Below are 13,650 nucleotides of genomic sequence, written 5' to 3' on the forward strand. Positions count from 1 at the left end.
CGGGGGCGGTCACTCGTACTCGGTGCCGCCCTTGCGGGTCAGATAGGCCGGGCTGACGGCCTTGGCGATGGCCCGGCCGCCGGTCACCGGGCTGTACCGCTCGGTGGCCGGCCGGATGACCACGCCCTCCCGCAGGTGCAGGTCCCGGCCGGAGACCGTCTCCCGGCCCGTGGCCAGCTCCAGGACCGTGCCCAGGTCGTACGGGCCCTCGTACAGCCGCGGTACGAGCGGCAGTTCGCCGTCCAGCAGCGCGGCCGGGTCCAGCCAGCGGACCTGCCCGTCGATCTCGGCGGAGACGTCGAAGACGGCGTAGCCCGGTCCGGTGGTGCGGGCGTCGGATCCGTACGCCAGGTCCTGGACGCCCGCGCCGAATACCTCGCCGAAGATCCCGACCCGGGTGGCGCCGAGCCGGGCCGCGAGGCGGGCGGCGGCCTCCGGGACACCGTGGGCGCGGACGGCCCGCCAGTAGAGGTTGCCCTCGTCCTCCTTCAGGACCAGGTTCCGGGAGCCGAATCCCTTCGAGGACACCAGCACCCGCCCGTCCTCGGCCAGGTAGGTGACCAGGCTGGCGGTGCCGTGCAGTTTCTCGGTGAGGACCACCGGCTCGCCGGGCTCGAAGATGTCCGGGTAGCGCTGCAGGTTCTCGATGTCGACCCAGGGCAGCAGCTCGGGGGCGGACTCCACCTCGCCGCTCATGTTCGTCGGGATCGGCGGGACCCATTTGGTGATGCCGAGCAGTCCGGCGAAGTCGGTGCCCTCCTTGACCGCGAGTTCCAGGTCGGTGCCGTCGAGCGCGGACGGCAGACAGACCAGGCCCTGGGACAGCTCCCCGCGCAGCCGGACCGCCTTGACCCGGTTCGCGTCGCCGCCGGCCAGCCGGCCGGTCAGGCCCAGCTCCTCGATCAACGCCTCGGGCAGCACGGCTTGTTCGGGTATGTAGAGGGCGATGTCCCCGGTGCGGTGGCGGCCCTTGGCGACGACTGCCCGGTAGAGGCCGACCTGGGCCAGCTCAAGAGCGTCGGCGTTGGGGTGCTCGTGGATGGTCAGGACTTCGGCGGTGACTCTCAAGGTCGACATGAACGTCACTCTGCGTCAGTCGATTTCCGCTGGGCGAACGGTTTTTCACCGTGCTACGTGTGTTGAAGTGTCTGCGTCAGAGACTTCAACAGCCGGAAGGATCCGAACCGTGGGACACACTCTCTCCCGTCGCGGTCTGCTCGGTACCGCCGCGGCCGTCGGCGGGGCCGCCCTGCTCGCCCCGCTCGGGCCGCTCGCCGGCGTCGCCCGCGCGGCAGGCGGTGCCGGGCCCGAGCTCATCACCACCCCGCCGGGCTTCCAGCCCGAGGGCATCGCCGTCGGCCCCGACGGCATCGCCTACACCGGCTCGATGATCGACGGCGCGCTCTACGCCTTCGACCTGGCCACCGGGCGGGGCCGGATCATCAGCCCCGGCCGGGGCCCGGCGTCCATCGGGCTCAAGGTGGACCCGTACGGCCGACTGCTGGTCGCCGGGGGCGGCAGCGGCGAGATCCGGGTGGTGCGGCCCGGCGACGGCCGGGTACTGGCCACCTATCAGGCGGGGACCGGTGTCAACTTCGTCAACGACGTGGTGGCCGGGCGGAGTTCGGCCTGGTTCACCGACTCCTTCAACGACGTCCTGTACCGGCTGCCGGTGTGGCCGGGCTCGCCGGCTCCGGCCTCCGCGCTCCGGCGGATCCCGCTGGGCGGCGAGTGGGTGCCCACCCCGCCCGGCGGGCAGGTGTGGGGGGCCAACGGCATCGAACGGACCCCGGACGGCCGGTCCCTGCTGGTGGTCAACGACAACGCCCCGGCGCTGTTCCGGGTGGACCCGCGGACCGGTGAGGCCACCCGGACCGTCCTCGAGGGCGGGGGCGAGGTCAGCTTCGGCGACGGCCTGGTGGTGGACGGCTGCACCCTGTACGTGGTGCGCAACTGGGCCTATGCGGTGGACGTGTTCCGGATCGCCGCGGACGGCAGCCGGGCACGGTTCGTGAAGCGGATCACCGACCCGCGGTTCGACCTGCCGACCACGGCGGCGGTGTACGGCGGGCGGCTGTACGTGGTGAACGCCCGGTTCGACGCCGACTGGTCCGACCCGGCCACCACGTCCACCGTGGTGGCGGTCACCCTCTAGGCCCCGAGGAGCCCGGGGGCCCGGGCGCCCGGGTGCCGGCGCCCGGGTGCCGGCGGGCGGGTGCCGGCCGGCGGGTGCATAGGATCGACGGGATCCCGCCCGCCGGCCTCCGGGCCCGGCCGGGCACCCGCCCGGCCCGAGGGAACAGCACCGATGTCACGACCCGTCACCATCGTCACCGGCGGCAGCCGCGGTATCGGCGCGGCCACCTGCGTCCGGCTCGCGGCCGAGGGCCACGACCTCGCCCTCGGGTACGTGAACGACCGCGCGGCCGCCGATTCCACCGCCGAGGCGGTACGGGCGGCGGGCGGGCGGTGTGCCGTGGTGCGGGTGGACACCGCCGTGGAGGTCGACGTGGAGCGGCTGTTCGACGTGGCCGCGGCCGAGCTCGGCACGGTGACCGGGCTGGTCAACAACGCCGGGGTGACCGGCCCGCTCGGCCGTCTGGCGGACGCGCGGACCGAGGACCTGCGCCGGGTGGTGGAGGTGAACCTGCTCGGCTACCTGCTGTGCTGCCGTCGGGCCGCCCGGGACATGACGGCAGCCGGGTCCGGCGCCATCGTCAACCTGTCCTCCGCGGCCGCCACCCTGGGCAGCCCGGGCGACTACGTGCACTACGCGGCGACCAAGGCGGCCACCGACACGCTGACCCTCGGCCTCGCCAAGGAGCTGGGGCCGGCCGGCATCCGGGTCAACGCGGTCGCGCCGGGCATCATCGAGACCGGCATGCACGCCGCGATGGGGGACCCCGACCGGCCCGCGAAGGCCGCCGCGGGCATCCCGCTCGGGCGGCCCGGCGCCCCCGCGGAGATCGCCGCCGCCGTGGCCTGGCTGCTGTCGCCGGACGCCTCGTACACCACGGGCACGGTCCTGCGGGTGTCCGGCGGCCGCTGAATCCCCGGAGGCCAGAGGGTGTCTTGCCGGTCAGGCCGGGCTCGCGGCCTGACCGACAAGACACCCCCTAGCCGTAGAGGGCGGCGCGGGTGTGCGGGCCGAACACCCCGGAGGGGTCGCCGCGCAGGCTCCTGTCGCGCTGGAACTGCCGGACCCCGCGCTTGGTCGCCTCGTCGTATCTGCCGGTGACGGACACATAGGTGAAGCCTTGCCCGAAGAGCGCCTGCTGCAGTTCGCTCACCTCGGGGCCGGAGTCGCCCGTCCGCAGGGTGCCGTCGGTCCGTTCCGGCCGGACCGGGGACGGCGTGGGCTGCGCGGAGGTCTGGCCGGTACCGGGCGAGGGCTTCGCCGAGGGCGTCGTGGCGGCGGAAGCGGAGGGGCGTACGGCGGAGGGTGTGGCGGCCGGGCCGGTGAGGGTGCCGGCGGCGGTGTCCGCGGGGGCTTCCGAGCCGTCGGCCACCCCGCCTCCGCCCGGCAGTCCCGGCACGCCGGTCAGCGGGGGCGGAGACGCCTTCGGTCGCTCGGTCTCGGGTGACCGCAGCAGCAGGAGCAGCCCGGCCGTCGCCGCCACCCCGAGGACGCCGATGATCATCAGGGGCGTCCGCGGGCCGCGGCGGGAGCGCACCGCGCGGCGGTGCGAAGCGCGGCCGGCGGGGGCACCGGCCGCCGTCGGCCGCGCCGACCGGGGGGCGGGCCGCCCCGGGTCCGGGTCCGGTTCCGTCGGCTCCGGCACGGACGGCAGCCAGGAGCCCGCCGGGCCGGAGTGTCCCCCGGCGGGTATGTAGGGAGGGACGAGCCGGCCGTCGTCGTCGACGGCCGCGCTCTGGTCACGGTGGTGGGACACGGTTGGCTCCTGGCAGGCACGGGGGCCGACGCGGCACTGCACCCCGGCCCGGCGGCACTCTCGCGCACGCCGGACGCCAGGTCAAACCCGGTCCGGTCACTGGGCCGTGCGGCGGCCGGGGAGCGGGCTCAGGCCGGACCGGCATCCGGGGGGCCGGGGGTGCGGTCCCCGCCGGGGACCACCAGCCCCGACTCGTAGGCCGCGATCACCAGTTGGGCCCGGTCCCGAGCGTCGAGCTTGCCCATGATCCGGCTGACGTGCGTCTTCGCGGTGAGCGGGCTCAGTCCCAGCGTCTCGGCGACCTCCGTGTTGTTCTGGCCCCGGGCCACCAGGGTCAGCACCTGCCGTTCCCGGTCCGAGAGACCGCCGGTGGGATGTTCCCGGGGCGGGTCCGGCGGGCCGGGGGCGCGCAGCACCCGGGCGATCAGACGGGCCGTCGGCCCCGGCGAGAGCAGCGCCTCACCGGCGGCGACGGTGCGGATCGCGGCCAGCAGCGCGGCCGGCTCGGTGTCCTTGACCAGGAAGCCGGAGGCGCCGGCGCGCAGGGCCTCCAGCACGTGCTCGTCGGTGTCGTAGGTGGTGAGGACCAGGACCCGGACGCCCGCGAGGTCCTCGTCCGCGGCGATCAGGCGGGTCGCCTCGATGCCGTCCATCTCCGGCATCCGGATGTCCATCACCACCACGTCGGCGCGGGCCGACCGGGCGAGTTCGACCGCCTCGGCCCCGGTGCCGGCCTGCCCGACCACCTCCATGCCTGGTGCCGAGTCGAGGAGCATCGCGAACGCGGCCCGGACCAGCGCCTGATCGTCCGCGAGCAGAACCCGGATCCCCGTCATGCCACCGCCTCCCCGTCCCGCGCATCCCGCGCATCCCGCGCGTCCCGCGCGTCCCGTGTGCCCTCCGCGTCCCGTGTGCCGTGCAGCGGCAGGTGCGCCAGCACCTCGAAGCCGCCGGCCGGCCCCGGACCGGCCGTCAGCGTGCCGCCGGCGCTGCGCGCCCGCTCGCGCATCCCGATGATGCCGAAGCCCGGCGCACCGCCCTGCGGCCGGGGCCCGGGTCCGTCGTCGGTGACGCGCACGTGCAGCTCCCGGCCCTGCGCCACGGGCTCCACCACCACCGTGACCCCGACCGAGGGCCCGGCGTGCCGGACCGCGTTGGTCAGGGCCTCCTGCACGATGCGGTACGCGGCCGCGCCGACCGCCGGGGCCGGCCGCCCCTGCGGGGTGCGCAGGGTGAGCGCCACCCGTGCGCCCGCCGTCTCGGCCGCCCGTACCAGCGAGGGCAGGGCACCGAGGTCGGGCAGCGGGCCGTCCGCGCCGGCGGCGGGCGGGCCGCCGCTGTCGGCCCGGAGCACCTCCAGGGTGCCGCGGAGTTCGGTGCGGGCCTCCCTGCAGGTTTCGGTGATGTCGGCGAGGGCCTTGGCGACGGCCTCCCGGTCCAGCCGGTCCGGGTCGGCCCGCAGCACGTGGGCGGCCACCGAGGTCTGCACTCCGATCAGGGTGATGCTGTGCGCCAGCAGGTCGTGCAGGTCGCGGGCGATCCGCAGGCGTTCCTCGGCCACCCGGCGGGCGGCTTCCTCCTCGTGGGTGCGTTCGGCCCGTTCGGCGCGGTCCACCAGGGAGGCCACGTACCGCCGGTAGATGCGGACGTCCTGGCCGAGGAAGAGGATGGCCAGGATCCAGCCGCAGACCTGGAGCAGTTCATGGCCGGATTCCATGTGACCGGCCATCATCAGGGCCAGCGCGACGGCGACGCTCGCGAGGCCGGTGAGCACGGTCCGCAGCATGGAGCCGGTGGCTCCGACGGTCCACAGCACGATGAGGGACTGCGGCAGCGGCCCGTGGTCGGGGTTGCCGAGGATGTGGTAGGGGCCTTCGAAGGCGGCGACGGCCAGCAGTGTGAGCAGCGGGGAGCGCCGCCGCCAGGCCAGCGGGACGGCGGCGGCCACCAGCAGGGCCAGGCCGAGGGCGTCGGGGTTCCGGCCGCCGTTCGCGGTGAGGGCGATCAGCTGCGAGAGCGCACCGGCGCCCACGGCTATGAGGGCGTCGGTGCGCTGCCGGTGCGGCGCCGACATCGGGTCGCGGTGGACGGCCGCCAGGATGCGCTCGGTCCATCGGGCCGTCCGTGTGGTCGAAGGCACCCGCACATTCTCGGTCATCGGCTGTTCAGAGCACCTTGAGGGGGTCCGGGTTCGCGGCCTCGTGAAGTGTCGGCCCGGCGGAAGGCGGCAGCGGGCGGCGGCTGAGCGGTCCGGGCCACCAGACCTTCCGGCCCAGCGCCACGGCGGCCGAGGTGACCAGGTAGGTGCGGACCACGAAGGTGTCCAGGAGGACGCCGACCGCGATGACGAAGCCGAGCTCCGCCAGGGCCACCATCGGCATGTTGAGCAGCACGGCGAAGGTGGCGGCCAGCACCAGTCCGGCCGAGGCGATCACCGCGCCGGTGGTGCGGAGCGCGGTGAGGGCGGCGGCGTCCGGTTCGGCCCCGGTGAGGGCCTCCTCGCGCATCCGGTGCATGAGGAAGATGCCGTAGTCGACGCCGAGGGCGACGAGGAACACGAAGGACAGCAGCGGCAGTCCGGGGTCGGTGCCGGCGAAGTCGAAGAGCGGTCCGAAGAGCAGGCCGCCGATGCCGAGGGCGGCCGCCCAGACGGCGATCACGGCGGCGACCAGCAGCAGCGGGGCGACCAGGCTGCGGAGCAGGAGGATCAGGACGAGGAGGACGGACAGCACGACCAGCGGCACCACCAGGCGGAGGTCGCGGGCGTTGGCGGTCTCCAGGTCGAGCTGTTGGGCGCTGGGTCCGCCGACGTAGCCGTCGAGTTCGCCGAGGGAGGCGCGCAGGGCTTCGATGGCGGCCCGTTCTCCCGGGGACTGGGGCGGGTCCTGGGCGAGGACGGCGAGTTCGGTCCAGCCGTCGGCGCTGCGGCCGGGTTGGGCGGACACCACGCCGGCGGTGCCGCGGATCCGGGCCAGCGCGCTGTCGGCGGCCGGCGCGGGCACCACGACGGCGATGGGCTGGCTGCTCTGCCCGGGGAAGCTGCGGGCGAGGGTGTTCATGGCGGTGACCGATTCCGGCCGGGTGACGAAGCCGTCCTCCTGCTTGAGGTCTCCGGGCAGGTTCAGGGAGCCGAGGGCGAGGGCGCCGAGGACGGCGGCGCCGGCCAGCAGGACGGTGACGGGCCGGCGGCCGGCCGAGCTGCCCATGGCGGCGAACATCGAGCGCCGCTCCCTGGGTTGGCTGCCGTACGCCGGGACGAGCGGCCAGAAGACCCGCCGGCCGAGCAGCACCAGCAGGGCGGGCAGCAGGGTGGTCATGGCGGCGAGGGCGCAGACCACGCCGACGGCGGCGATGGGTCCCATGCCGCGGCTGCTGTTGAGGTCGGCGACGAGCAGGCAGAGCAGTCCGGCGGCGACGGTTCCGGAGGAGGCGAGGACGGCGGGGCCGCAGCCGCGCAGGGCGGCGACCATGGCCTCGTACGGGCGTTCGTGGCGGCGGAGTTCCTCTCGGTAGCGGGCGACGAGGAGCAGGGCGTAGTCGGTGCCGGCGCCGAAGACGAGGATGGCCATGACGGCGGTGCTCTGGCCGGTGACGGTGATGCCCAGGCCCTGCTGGAGGGCGTAGACGGTGGCGTTGGCGAGGAAGTTGGCGGCGCCGGCGGCGAGGAGGGGGACCATCCACAGCAGCGGGCTGCGGTAGATGAGGACGAGCAGGATCGCGACGACGGCGACGGTGGTCCACAGCAGCGGGCCCTCGAGGCTTTCGAAGACCTTGTCGGCATCGGTGCCGAAAGCGGCCGGCCCGCCGACCTCTGCGGTCAGTCCGTCACCGCCCCGGACGACGTCCCGGACCTGTTCGACGAACTCGACGCGGGCGGGCCCGTCGGGGTCCACCTCGGTGGTGGAGACGGCGTACATGAGGGTGCTGCCGTCGGGCGAGGGCACCGCTTCGGGCCGGGCGGTGAGCCGGTGTTCGCGGTCGATCCGGGCGGCCTGTTCGGCGGCCTGCGCCCGGTCGGCGCCGGTGAGTCCGCCGTCCCGGTGGTAGACGAGGACGAGGTCGGTGGAGCCGCCGCCCGGCAGGGCGTCCTGGATCCGGGCGACCTGGGTGGAGTCGGCGTTCGCGGGGAGGTAGTCGACGGCCCGGTTCTGGGTGACGCCGGCGAGTTTCCCGGCGAACGGCAGGGCGACGGCGAGGACGACCACCCAGAGCGCGAGCACCCCCCACGCCCGCGACCGGCCCTGTTTCACTGCGGCCCTCATCCCGGGCCTCCCTCCTGGCAGGTGTCTGTGGTGTCTCCAGACTCCCGTCCGCCGGGGCCGTGTTCGTGGGGCGCAGGGGGGAGATCGCGGCTACCGCGGGGGGTGGCCGGGGGCGGCCGGTGATCCGCCGGGAGTACTCCCGGCGGAGTAGGGGGTGTCCGCGTCGGCGGCTCAGGCGTTCTCGGTGTGGTCGGCGGACGGGCCGGGGTGGGGGGTTGCGGCGGTGGTGCCGGGGCCGCCGGCGACCGGCAGGGAGGGGGCGGCGGGCGGCCGGGCCGTACGGCGGGTGGCCAGGATGGTGACGGCGGCGAGCAGGGTCAGGGCCGCACCGGCGGCCGGGGCAGCCGCCGTGCCGACGGTGTCGACCGCGAGGCCGCCGAGCAGCGCGCCGGCGGCGATGGCCAGGTTGAACATCGCCACCATCAGGGAGGAGGCGGCCTCGGTGGCCTCCGGTGCCGCCTTGTTCATCCAGTTCTGCACGCTGACCGAGACCCCGCCGTACGCCAGCCCCCAGGCGAGCAGCAGCACCGCGCCGGCGGCCGGTGAGCCGAGCAGGCCGATCAGGGTGAGGACCGCCGTCAGGGCGGGGCCGATCACCAACAGGGTCCGTCGGGCGTCGCGGGTGCCGGCCAGGAAGTTGCCGGCCACGCCCGCGACGCCGTAGCCGAGCAGCAGGGTGCTGATGAGGCCGGCCTCGACGCCGGAGACGTCCTGCAGGACCGGCCGGACGAAGGTGTAGGCGGCGAACTGGCCGGTCACCACCAGGAAGGTGACGATCACCCCGGCCCGGACCCCGGGGTGGCTGCGCAGCAGGGCGGGCAGTTCGGGGAAGGTGACGGTCTGCCGGGGCGGCAGCGGGGGCAGCAGCAGGACCAGGGCGAGCAGGGACACCAGGCCCAGCCCGCCGACCGCGGCGAAGGCGACCCGCCAGCCGCTGAGTTCGCCGAGCAGGGTGCCGGCGGGCACGCCGAGCACGGAGGCGATGGAGACCCCGCCGAAGATGACCGCCATGGCCCGGCCCACCTGGTGCGGGGGTACCAGCCGCAGGGCCAGGCCGCCGGCTATCGCCCAGAACCCGCCCACGCTCACCCCGACCAGCAGCCGGGCGGCCAGCAGCACCGGGAACGCGGAGGCGGCCGCGGCGGCCAGGTTGGCGGCCGCCATCAGCCCGATCAGCACGCACAGCACCAGCCGCCGGTCCAGCCGGCCCGTCCCGACGGTGACCAGCGGCGCGCAGAGCGCGGCCACCAGGCCGGGCACGGTCACCATCAGGCCCGCCGTGCCGTCCGAGACCTCCAGTTCGGTACCGACCGGGGTGAGCAGGCCGACCGGCAGCAGTTCGGAGGTGATCAGACAGAAGATGCCGAGGGACACGGCGAGCACGGCGGACCATGCCTTCACGGGGGTGGCGGGCGGGACGGGTGCGGTCATGCTGGGACTCCGTACGACGGAACAGGGCGGACGAGCGGACGAGCGGACGAGCGGACGAGCGGACGAGCGGACGAGCGGACGAGCGGACTGAGGATCGACGAACAGGTGTCCCCATGCCCCGGTTCCGGTCGGGGGACTCCCCGGCGAACCTCACGATCCGGTCGCGATGCGCCCGCCCGGCGCCGCGGCCCGGCCGGGGCCGTCACCCACAGGCGTGAGCGGCGGCGGCACGGGCGGGTGCCGGTACGGCATGGTGGACCCATGCAGTTACGCCGGGCCGCCCGCCTGTCCCTCTCCCTCGCCGCGCTGTTGACGAGCGCCGGGTGCGTGTCCGTCGGTTCGCCGGCCCCGCCGCCCCGCGGGGACGCCCCGCAGGCCCCGGCCGCCGTACCGGAACCGGGGTCGGCGGCCTCCCCCGCGGCCGAGGAGACCCTGCCGCTGGGGCGGCTGCCCGGGTCACCCCCGCAGGCGGCTCCGCCGGCGGCCGGGCGGCCCGGGCCGCCCGCGGGCGCCCGCAAGACCCACCCGCGCACGCCGGCCGGCCCGGCCGGGCCCCACCGGCGGCCGGCCGCACCGGCCCCGGGTCCGGGACGGGCGTACGGCATGGACGACGTGGCCGACGTGGTTGACGTGGCCGGCGCGGACGACATGGACGACCTGTGCGAGGCCGCCGAGGGGTCGGTGCCGCCGTCGGTGGTGGACCTGTGCGTGGGCCGGTACGGGCGCTGACCGGGGGCTGATTCCCGGACTTCCCGATGTGTGGGCTTGACTGGCTTGACCCTCTCACTGTGTCAGGGCCTGCAATGGAGCCACATGTTCACCATCGGAGACTTCGCCAAGCACGGCGGGGTGTCGGTCCGCATGCTGCGTCACTACGACGCCATCGGGCTGCTGCACCCCGCACGTGTCGACCCGGCCAGCGGCTACCGCTTCTACCGGGCCGACCAGCTCGCCCGCCTCAACCGCCTCATCGCGCTCAAGGACCTCGGCTTCAGCCTGCACCAGGTGCAGGCGATCCTCGACGAACACGTCGGGCCGGAGGAACTGCGCGGCATGCTGCGGCTGCGGCGGACCGAGCTGGAGTCGGCCGTTGCGGCGGCGGCCGCCCGGCTGGCCCAGGTCGAGACGAGGCTCCGGATCATCGAGAGCGAGGGTTTCATGCCTGCAGTCGACATCGTCCTGAAGAGCGTTCCCCCGGTCCGGCTCGCCGAGCTGACCGCCACCGCCGAGAGCTTCGAGCCGGAGCACATCGGCCCCGTCATCGGTCCGCTGTTCGAGGAGCTGTGCGCCCGTCTGGAGGCGGCGGGCGTGACCCCGGCCGGCCCGGGCACCGCGTACTACGAGGACGCCGGGACGGAGGGCGCCGTGACGGTGCACGCCGGGCTGCCGGTCGGCTCCGACGCGGGCGCCGTGGAGGGGGTGGAGATCGTGGTCCTGCCGGGCATCGAGCGGGCCGCCACCGTGGTGCACCGCGGCTCCATGGACGACGTACTGCCCAGCGTGCAGGCGCTGGCGCGGTGGATCGAGGACCACGGCCACCGGTCCACGGGCTACGCGCGGGAGGTGACGCTGCACTACTCGGACGACCCGGCCGAATGGGTGACGGAGCTCCAGGAGCCCCTCGCCGCCACGGACTGACCGGCTCGCCGGGCCCACCGGCCGGCCCGTGGCGGCCGCCGGGCACGGCGGCGGCGGACGGGCCGCAGGCGGCCCAGCGCGTCGCGGCCGCACCGGCGCAGCTCGGCCGGGGCGATGCGGGCCCGATGGCCGCCGTTGGTGATCAGCGCGTTCACCGGGGTCATCGGGTCGCCGGCCACGGCCTTGGCCAGCAGCACGCCGACGACCAGCGGCACCAGCGCGCCGGCCAGGGTTTGGCCGGCGAGGGTGACGTGCCGGATGCGGGGGTGCCGGGCGGTGGCGGGGGTCGGGGTCATGGAATGCATTCGACCAGTGGCGGCCGGGCCGGGAATCGGGGCAGGTACTCAGCCCGTTGGGGCCCGCATACTCAGATCACACCGGACGGAGGTGGTGGGTGGTGACAGCTGGACCCGGTCGCGGTCCCTTCGAGGCCGCCACGGGTGACGGTCCGCCGCCCGAAGCCGGGGCGGCGGCCGGGGTGCGCGCGGAGGAGGTGCGCACCGCGTTCGAGGGGCTGCTGCAGATCCGCCGGATCATGCGGACCGACGGCCCGGCCGTGTGGGAGCGGGAACAGCCGCTGCGCGCGGTGTCGCTGGCCCTGGAAGCGGCCGGGCTGCCACCGTCCGCCGTCGACCCGGCGACCGGCGACCGGATCGTCACCGGCTACCGGACCACCGCCGGGGACGGGCCGGACCGGGTACGGGTGACCTGGGCCGGCCCGCCGGGCAGCCGGGCCGCCGAGGAGGAGGCCGACCGACTGGCCGCCTGCGCCGAGGTGCTGGAAGGCGCCGGCTGGCAGACCCTGCTCTACCGGGGGCCGCGGCGCCGCCGCTTCCTGGAGGTGGAACCGCCGACGACCTGGCTGTCGGACCCGGCTGTTACCTTCCGATCATGACGCACCGTGACGACGCGCTGGAGCTGCTGCTCCGCCACTCCGAGCTGGCGGACCTCGCCGCGTACCCGTTCAACTTCGACGTGGGCCGCAGACGGCACGTGGAGGAGGTCCGGTTGGCGTCCGACGGGCCGCTGCGGAAAGTCGCGGGAGACGACACGGGCGGGTCGTTCTTCGTGTGCGCGGGCGGTGAGGTGCTGTACGGCGGCTCGGAGGGGGAGGCCGGGCTGATCGGCGGCAGCATCGCCGAGGCGCTGGAGACGATCGTCGGGCTCGGAGACTGGGGGTCCTACGCGGATCTCGACCTGTCCCTCGACGATGCCGAACTGGCCGCCTGGACCGCCGAGGTCGAGGAGGAGATCGCCGAGTACTACGGCCCGTCCCTGGACGCGGACCGGGAGAGGCTGCTGGCCGGACTCGGGCTGCGGCGGCTGCCGGTGCGCGAGCTGGCCGGGCGGCTGCAGCGGGCCCTGCTGCGTACGGAGCCGGATTTCCTGCTGCTCAACGCGGCCGAACACCGCGCCTACCGCCGGCTGGACGAGCTGCCGAGGCCGGCCCTGTGGGAGACGGTCCTGGCCCCCGGCCGCGCCTACCTCGACCGGCTGCGGTCCGGTGCGGTCGCGCCGGCGGACGTGCTCGCCGATGCGGGGCGCCGGGCGACCGTGCTGCGGGCGGCGCAGTACGACCGGCGGGCGGAGGACCTGCCGCTGCTGCGCGTTCTGCTGGAACACGTCGTGGAGCACGGGGAGGACGTGGCGGAGTTCCGGCTCGGCGCGGTGCTGCTGGGCCTGCACGGCGAAGCCCGCGACCATGCGTGGCTGAACTCGGTGCGCTCGGCCGTCCCCGATGTGTACTACGCCCTGGGCGGTGCCGAGTTCCCGGAGGATCCGGCGGAGCTGGGCCGGTGGGCGGCCGGTTGGGACGCGTCTGAGTACGGCACGGATCCCCTGGACGAGCCCGAGGTCGACTGGGCTGCCCTGGCCGGGCGGCAGGGGCGGACCGAGCTGGCGCGGGCGGCGCTGATCCGGATGCTGGATGCCACCGGGCCGCGCGACCGGGGCCTGATCGGCGTGCTGGCCTCCGAGTTCGTGCGGATCGGCGACTTCCGCCAGGCGGCGCGCGCCCGCCACCTGCACGCCTGCCTGCTGGACGACCCGTTCGCCCGCGGCTCGGCCCTGGCCAACCTGGCGTCGTTGCAGCGGCGCGCGGAGGATCTGCCGGCCGCCTGGAAGTCCCTGTGCCGTGCCGTCACCACACTCGACGGCCCCCCGGTACCGGCGCCGGCCGGCGGCCCGTCGACCCACCACTGCATACCGTGGGTTCGCCTGAGCATCGGCCTTCAGGTGACGGAGGAACACTTCGCCTTGGCCCGCGCGGCGGCCGCGGCCGGCCTGCCCGCCGAGGCGCGGGCGGCGGCGGAGGCCGGGCAGGCGCTCCTGGAACGGCTGCCGGCCCCGTCTACGGAACTGCAGCGCGCCGCGGCCGAAGCCCGGGGCGTGTCCGCAACGTAGCGCCGTCGGCGCATGCGGCGCCC

Annotated in this window: 13 protein-coding genes; 6 read left to right on the plus strand and 7 right to left on the minus strand. The window is 75.3% G+C overall.

Translation table 11 applies throughout. The features are described 5' to 3' along the window. Positions 1-9 precede the first annotated feature (9 nt). Positions 10-1,077, minus strand: coding sequence for an RNA ligase (ATP) (locus tag AB0447_RS11330; protein ID WP_366476337.1), 1,068 nt, complete (start codon positions 1,075-1,077; stop codon positions 10-12). Between the two features lie 109 nt (positions 1,078-1,186). Between AB0447_RS11330 and AB0447_RS11335 the strand changes: the two genes are divergently transcribed. Both AB0447_RS11335 and AB0447_RS11340 read left to right on the plus strand, forming a co-directional pair. Then, positions 1,187-2,155, plus strand: coding sequence for a superoxide dismutase (locus AB0447_RS11335; protein ID WP_366476338.1), 969 nt, complete (start codon positions 1,187-1,189; stop codon positions 2,153-2,155). 153 nt (positions 2,156-2,308) lie between these two features. Then, on the plus strand, positions 2,309-3,049 hold the full coding sequence (locus tag AB0447_RS11340) for an SDR family oxidoreductase (RefSeq protein WP_366476339.1): 741 nt from the start codon (positions 2,309-2,311) through the stop codon (positions 3,047-3,049). 67 nt (positions 3,050-3,116) lie between these two features. Here the strand turns inward: AB0447_RS11340 and AB0447_RS11345 are convergent, their stop codons facing one another. The 5 genes from AB0447_RS11345 to AB0447_RS11365 all read right to left on the minus strand — a co-directional run bounded on the left by AB0447_RS11345 (position 3,117) and on the right by AB0447_RS11365 (position 9,586). Continuing rightward, positions 3,117-3,893 (minus strand): peptidoglycan-binding protein, encoded by a 777-nt coding sequence (locus tag AB0447_RS11345; RefSeq protein WP_366476340.1) that lies wholly within the window; start codon positions 3,891-3,893, stop codon positions 3,117-3,119. Between the two features lie 128 nt (positions 3,894-4,021). Further along, positions 4,022-4,729: a response regulator transcription factor gene (locus tag AB0447_RS11350; protein WP_366476341.1), complete on the minus strand. Its 708-nt coding sequence runs from the start codon at positions 4,727-4,729 to the stop codon at positions 4,022-4,024. Continuing rightward, positions 4,726-6,051 carry a sensor histidine kinase gene (locus AB0447_RS11355; protein WP_366476342.1) on the minus strand — a complete coding sequence of 442 codons (1,326 nt, stop codon included), beginning with the start codon at positions 6,049-6,051 and terminating at the stop codon, positions 4,726-4,728. Before AB0447_RS11355 ends, AB0447_RS11350 begins: the two co-directional genes overlap by 4 nt. A 7-nt stretch (positions 6,052-6,058) precedes the next feature. Then, positions 6,059-8,155, minus strand: coding sequence for an MMPL family transporter (locus tag AB0447_RS11360; RefSeq protein WP_366476343.1), 2,097 nt, complete (start codon positions 8,153-8,155; stop codon positions 6,059-6,061). A gap of 171 nt (positions 8,156-8,326) precedes the next feature. Further along, positions 8,327-9,586 (minus strand): MFS transporter, encoded by a 1,260-nt coding sequence (locus tag AB0447_RS11365; protein ID WP_366476344.1) that lies wholly within the window; start codon positions 9,584-9,586, stop codon positions 8,327-8,329. A gap of 261 nt (positions 9,587-9,847) precedes the next feature. Here AB0447_RS11365 and AB0447_RS11370 point away from each other — a divergent pair, with 261 nt between their 5' ends. After that, the gene (locus AB0447_RS11370) at positions 9,848-10,315 is read left to right on the plus strand and encodes a hypothetical protein (protein ID WP_366476345.1); all 468 of its coding nucleotides are present in this window, start codon (positions 9,848-9,850) and stop codon (positions 10,313-10,315) included. Positions 10,316-10,399: 84 nt separating this feature from the next. After that, positions 10,400-11,224, plus strand: coding sequence for a MerR family transcriptional regulator (locus tag AB0447_RS11375; RefSeq protein WP_366476346.1), 825 nt, complete (start codon positions 10,400-10,402; stop codon positions 11,222-11,224). Here AB0447_RS11375 and AB0447_RS11380 read toward each other — a convergent pair. After that, entirely contained in the window at positions 11,161-11,520 is a 360-nt protein-coding gene (locus AB0447_RS11380) for a hypothetical protein (protein ID WP_366476347.1), read from the minus strand. The two genes, AB0447_RS11375 and AB0447_RS11380, sit on opposite strands and share 64 nt — an antisense overlap. Positions 11,521-11,621: 101 nt before the next feature. Here AB0447_RS11380 and AB0447_RS11385 point away from each other — a divergent pair, with 101 nt between their 5' ends. Both AB0447_RS11385 and AB0447_RS11390 read left to right on the plus strand, forming a co-directional pair. Beyond that, a complete protein-coding gene (locus tag AB0447_RS11385; RefSeq protein ID WP_366476348.1) occupies positions 11,622-12,119 on the plus strand; it encodes a hypothetical protein in 498 nt (165 codons plus the stop codon). Next, a complete protein-coding gene (locus AB0447_RS11390) occupies positions 12,116-13,627 on the plus strand; it encodes a hypothetical protein (RefSeq protein WP_366476349.1) in 1,512 nt (503 codons plus the stop codon). Before AB0447_RS11385 ends, AB0447_RS11390 begins: the two co-directional genes overlap by 4 nt. The last annotated feature ends 23 nt before the right edge of the window (positions 13,628-13,650 follow it).

The organism is Streptomyces sp. NPDC051211 (assembly GCF_040689505.1).
Taxonomy (GTDB): Bacteria; Actinomycetota; Actinomycetes; order Streptomycetales; family Streptomycetaceae; genus Streptomyces.

What these genes read in the sequence shown, in the direction of transcription:
- AB0447_RS11330 (WP_366476337.1), bottom strand. Translation starts at nt 1,077, where the DNA reads ATGTCGACCTTGAGAGTCACCGCCGAAGTCCTGACCATCCACGAGCAC.
- AB0447_RS11340 (WP_366476339.1), top strand. Translation starts at nt 2,309, where the DNA reads ATGTCACGACCCGTCACCATCGTCACCGGCGGCAGCCGCGGTATCGGC.
- AB0447_RS11350 (WP_366476341.1), bottom strand. Translation starts at nt 4,729, where the DNA reads ATGACGGGGATCCGGGTTCTGCTCGCGGACGATCAGGCGCTGGTCCGG.
- AB0447_RS11355 (WP_366476342.1), bottom strand. Translation starts at nt 6,051, where the DNA reads ATGACCGAGAATGTGCGGGTGCCTTCGACCACACGGACGGCCCGATGG.
- AB0447_RS11360 (WP_366476343.1), bottom strand. Translation starts at nt 8,155, where the DNA reads ATGAGGGCCGCAGTGAAACAGGGCCGGTCGCGGGCGTGGGGGGTGCTC.
- AB0447_RS11365 (WP_366476344.1), bottom strand. Translation starts at nt 9,586, where the DNA reads ATGACCGCACCCGTCCCGCCCGCCACCCCCGTGAAGGCATGGTCCGCC.
- AB0447_RS11370 (WP_366476345.1), top strand. Translation starts at nt 9,848, where the DNA reads ATGCAGTTACGCCGGGCCGCCCGCCTGTCCCTCTCCCTCGCCGCGCTG.
- AB0447_RS11375 (WP_366476346.1), top strand. Translation starts at nt 10,400, where the DNA reads ATGTTCACCATCGGAGACTTCGCCAAGCACGGCGGGGTGTCGGTCCGC.
- AB0447_RS11380 (WP_366476347.1), bottom strand. Translation starts at nt 11,520, where the DNA reads ATGACCCCGACCCCCGCCACCGCCCGGCACCCCCGCATCCGGCACGTC.
- AB0447_RS11390 (WP_366476349.1), top strand. Translation starts at nt 12,116, where the DNA reads ATGACGCACCGTGACGACGCGCTGGAGCTGCTGCTCCGCCACTCCGAG.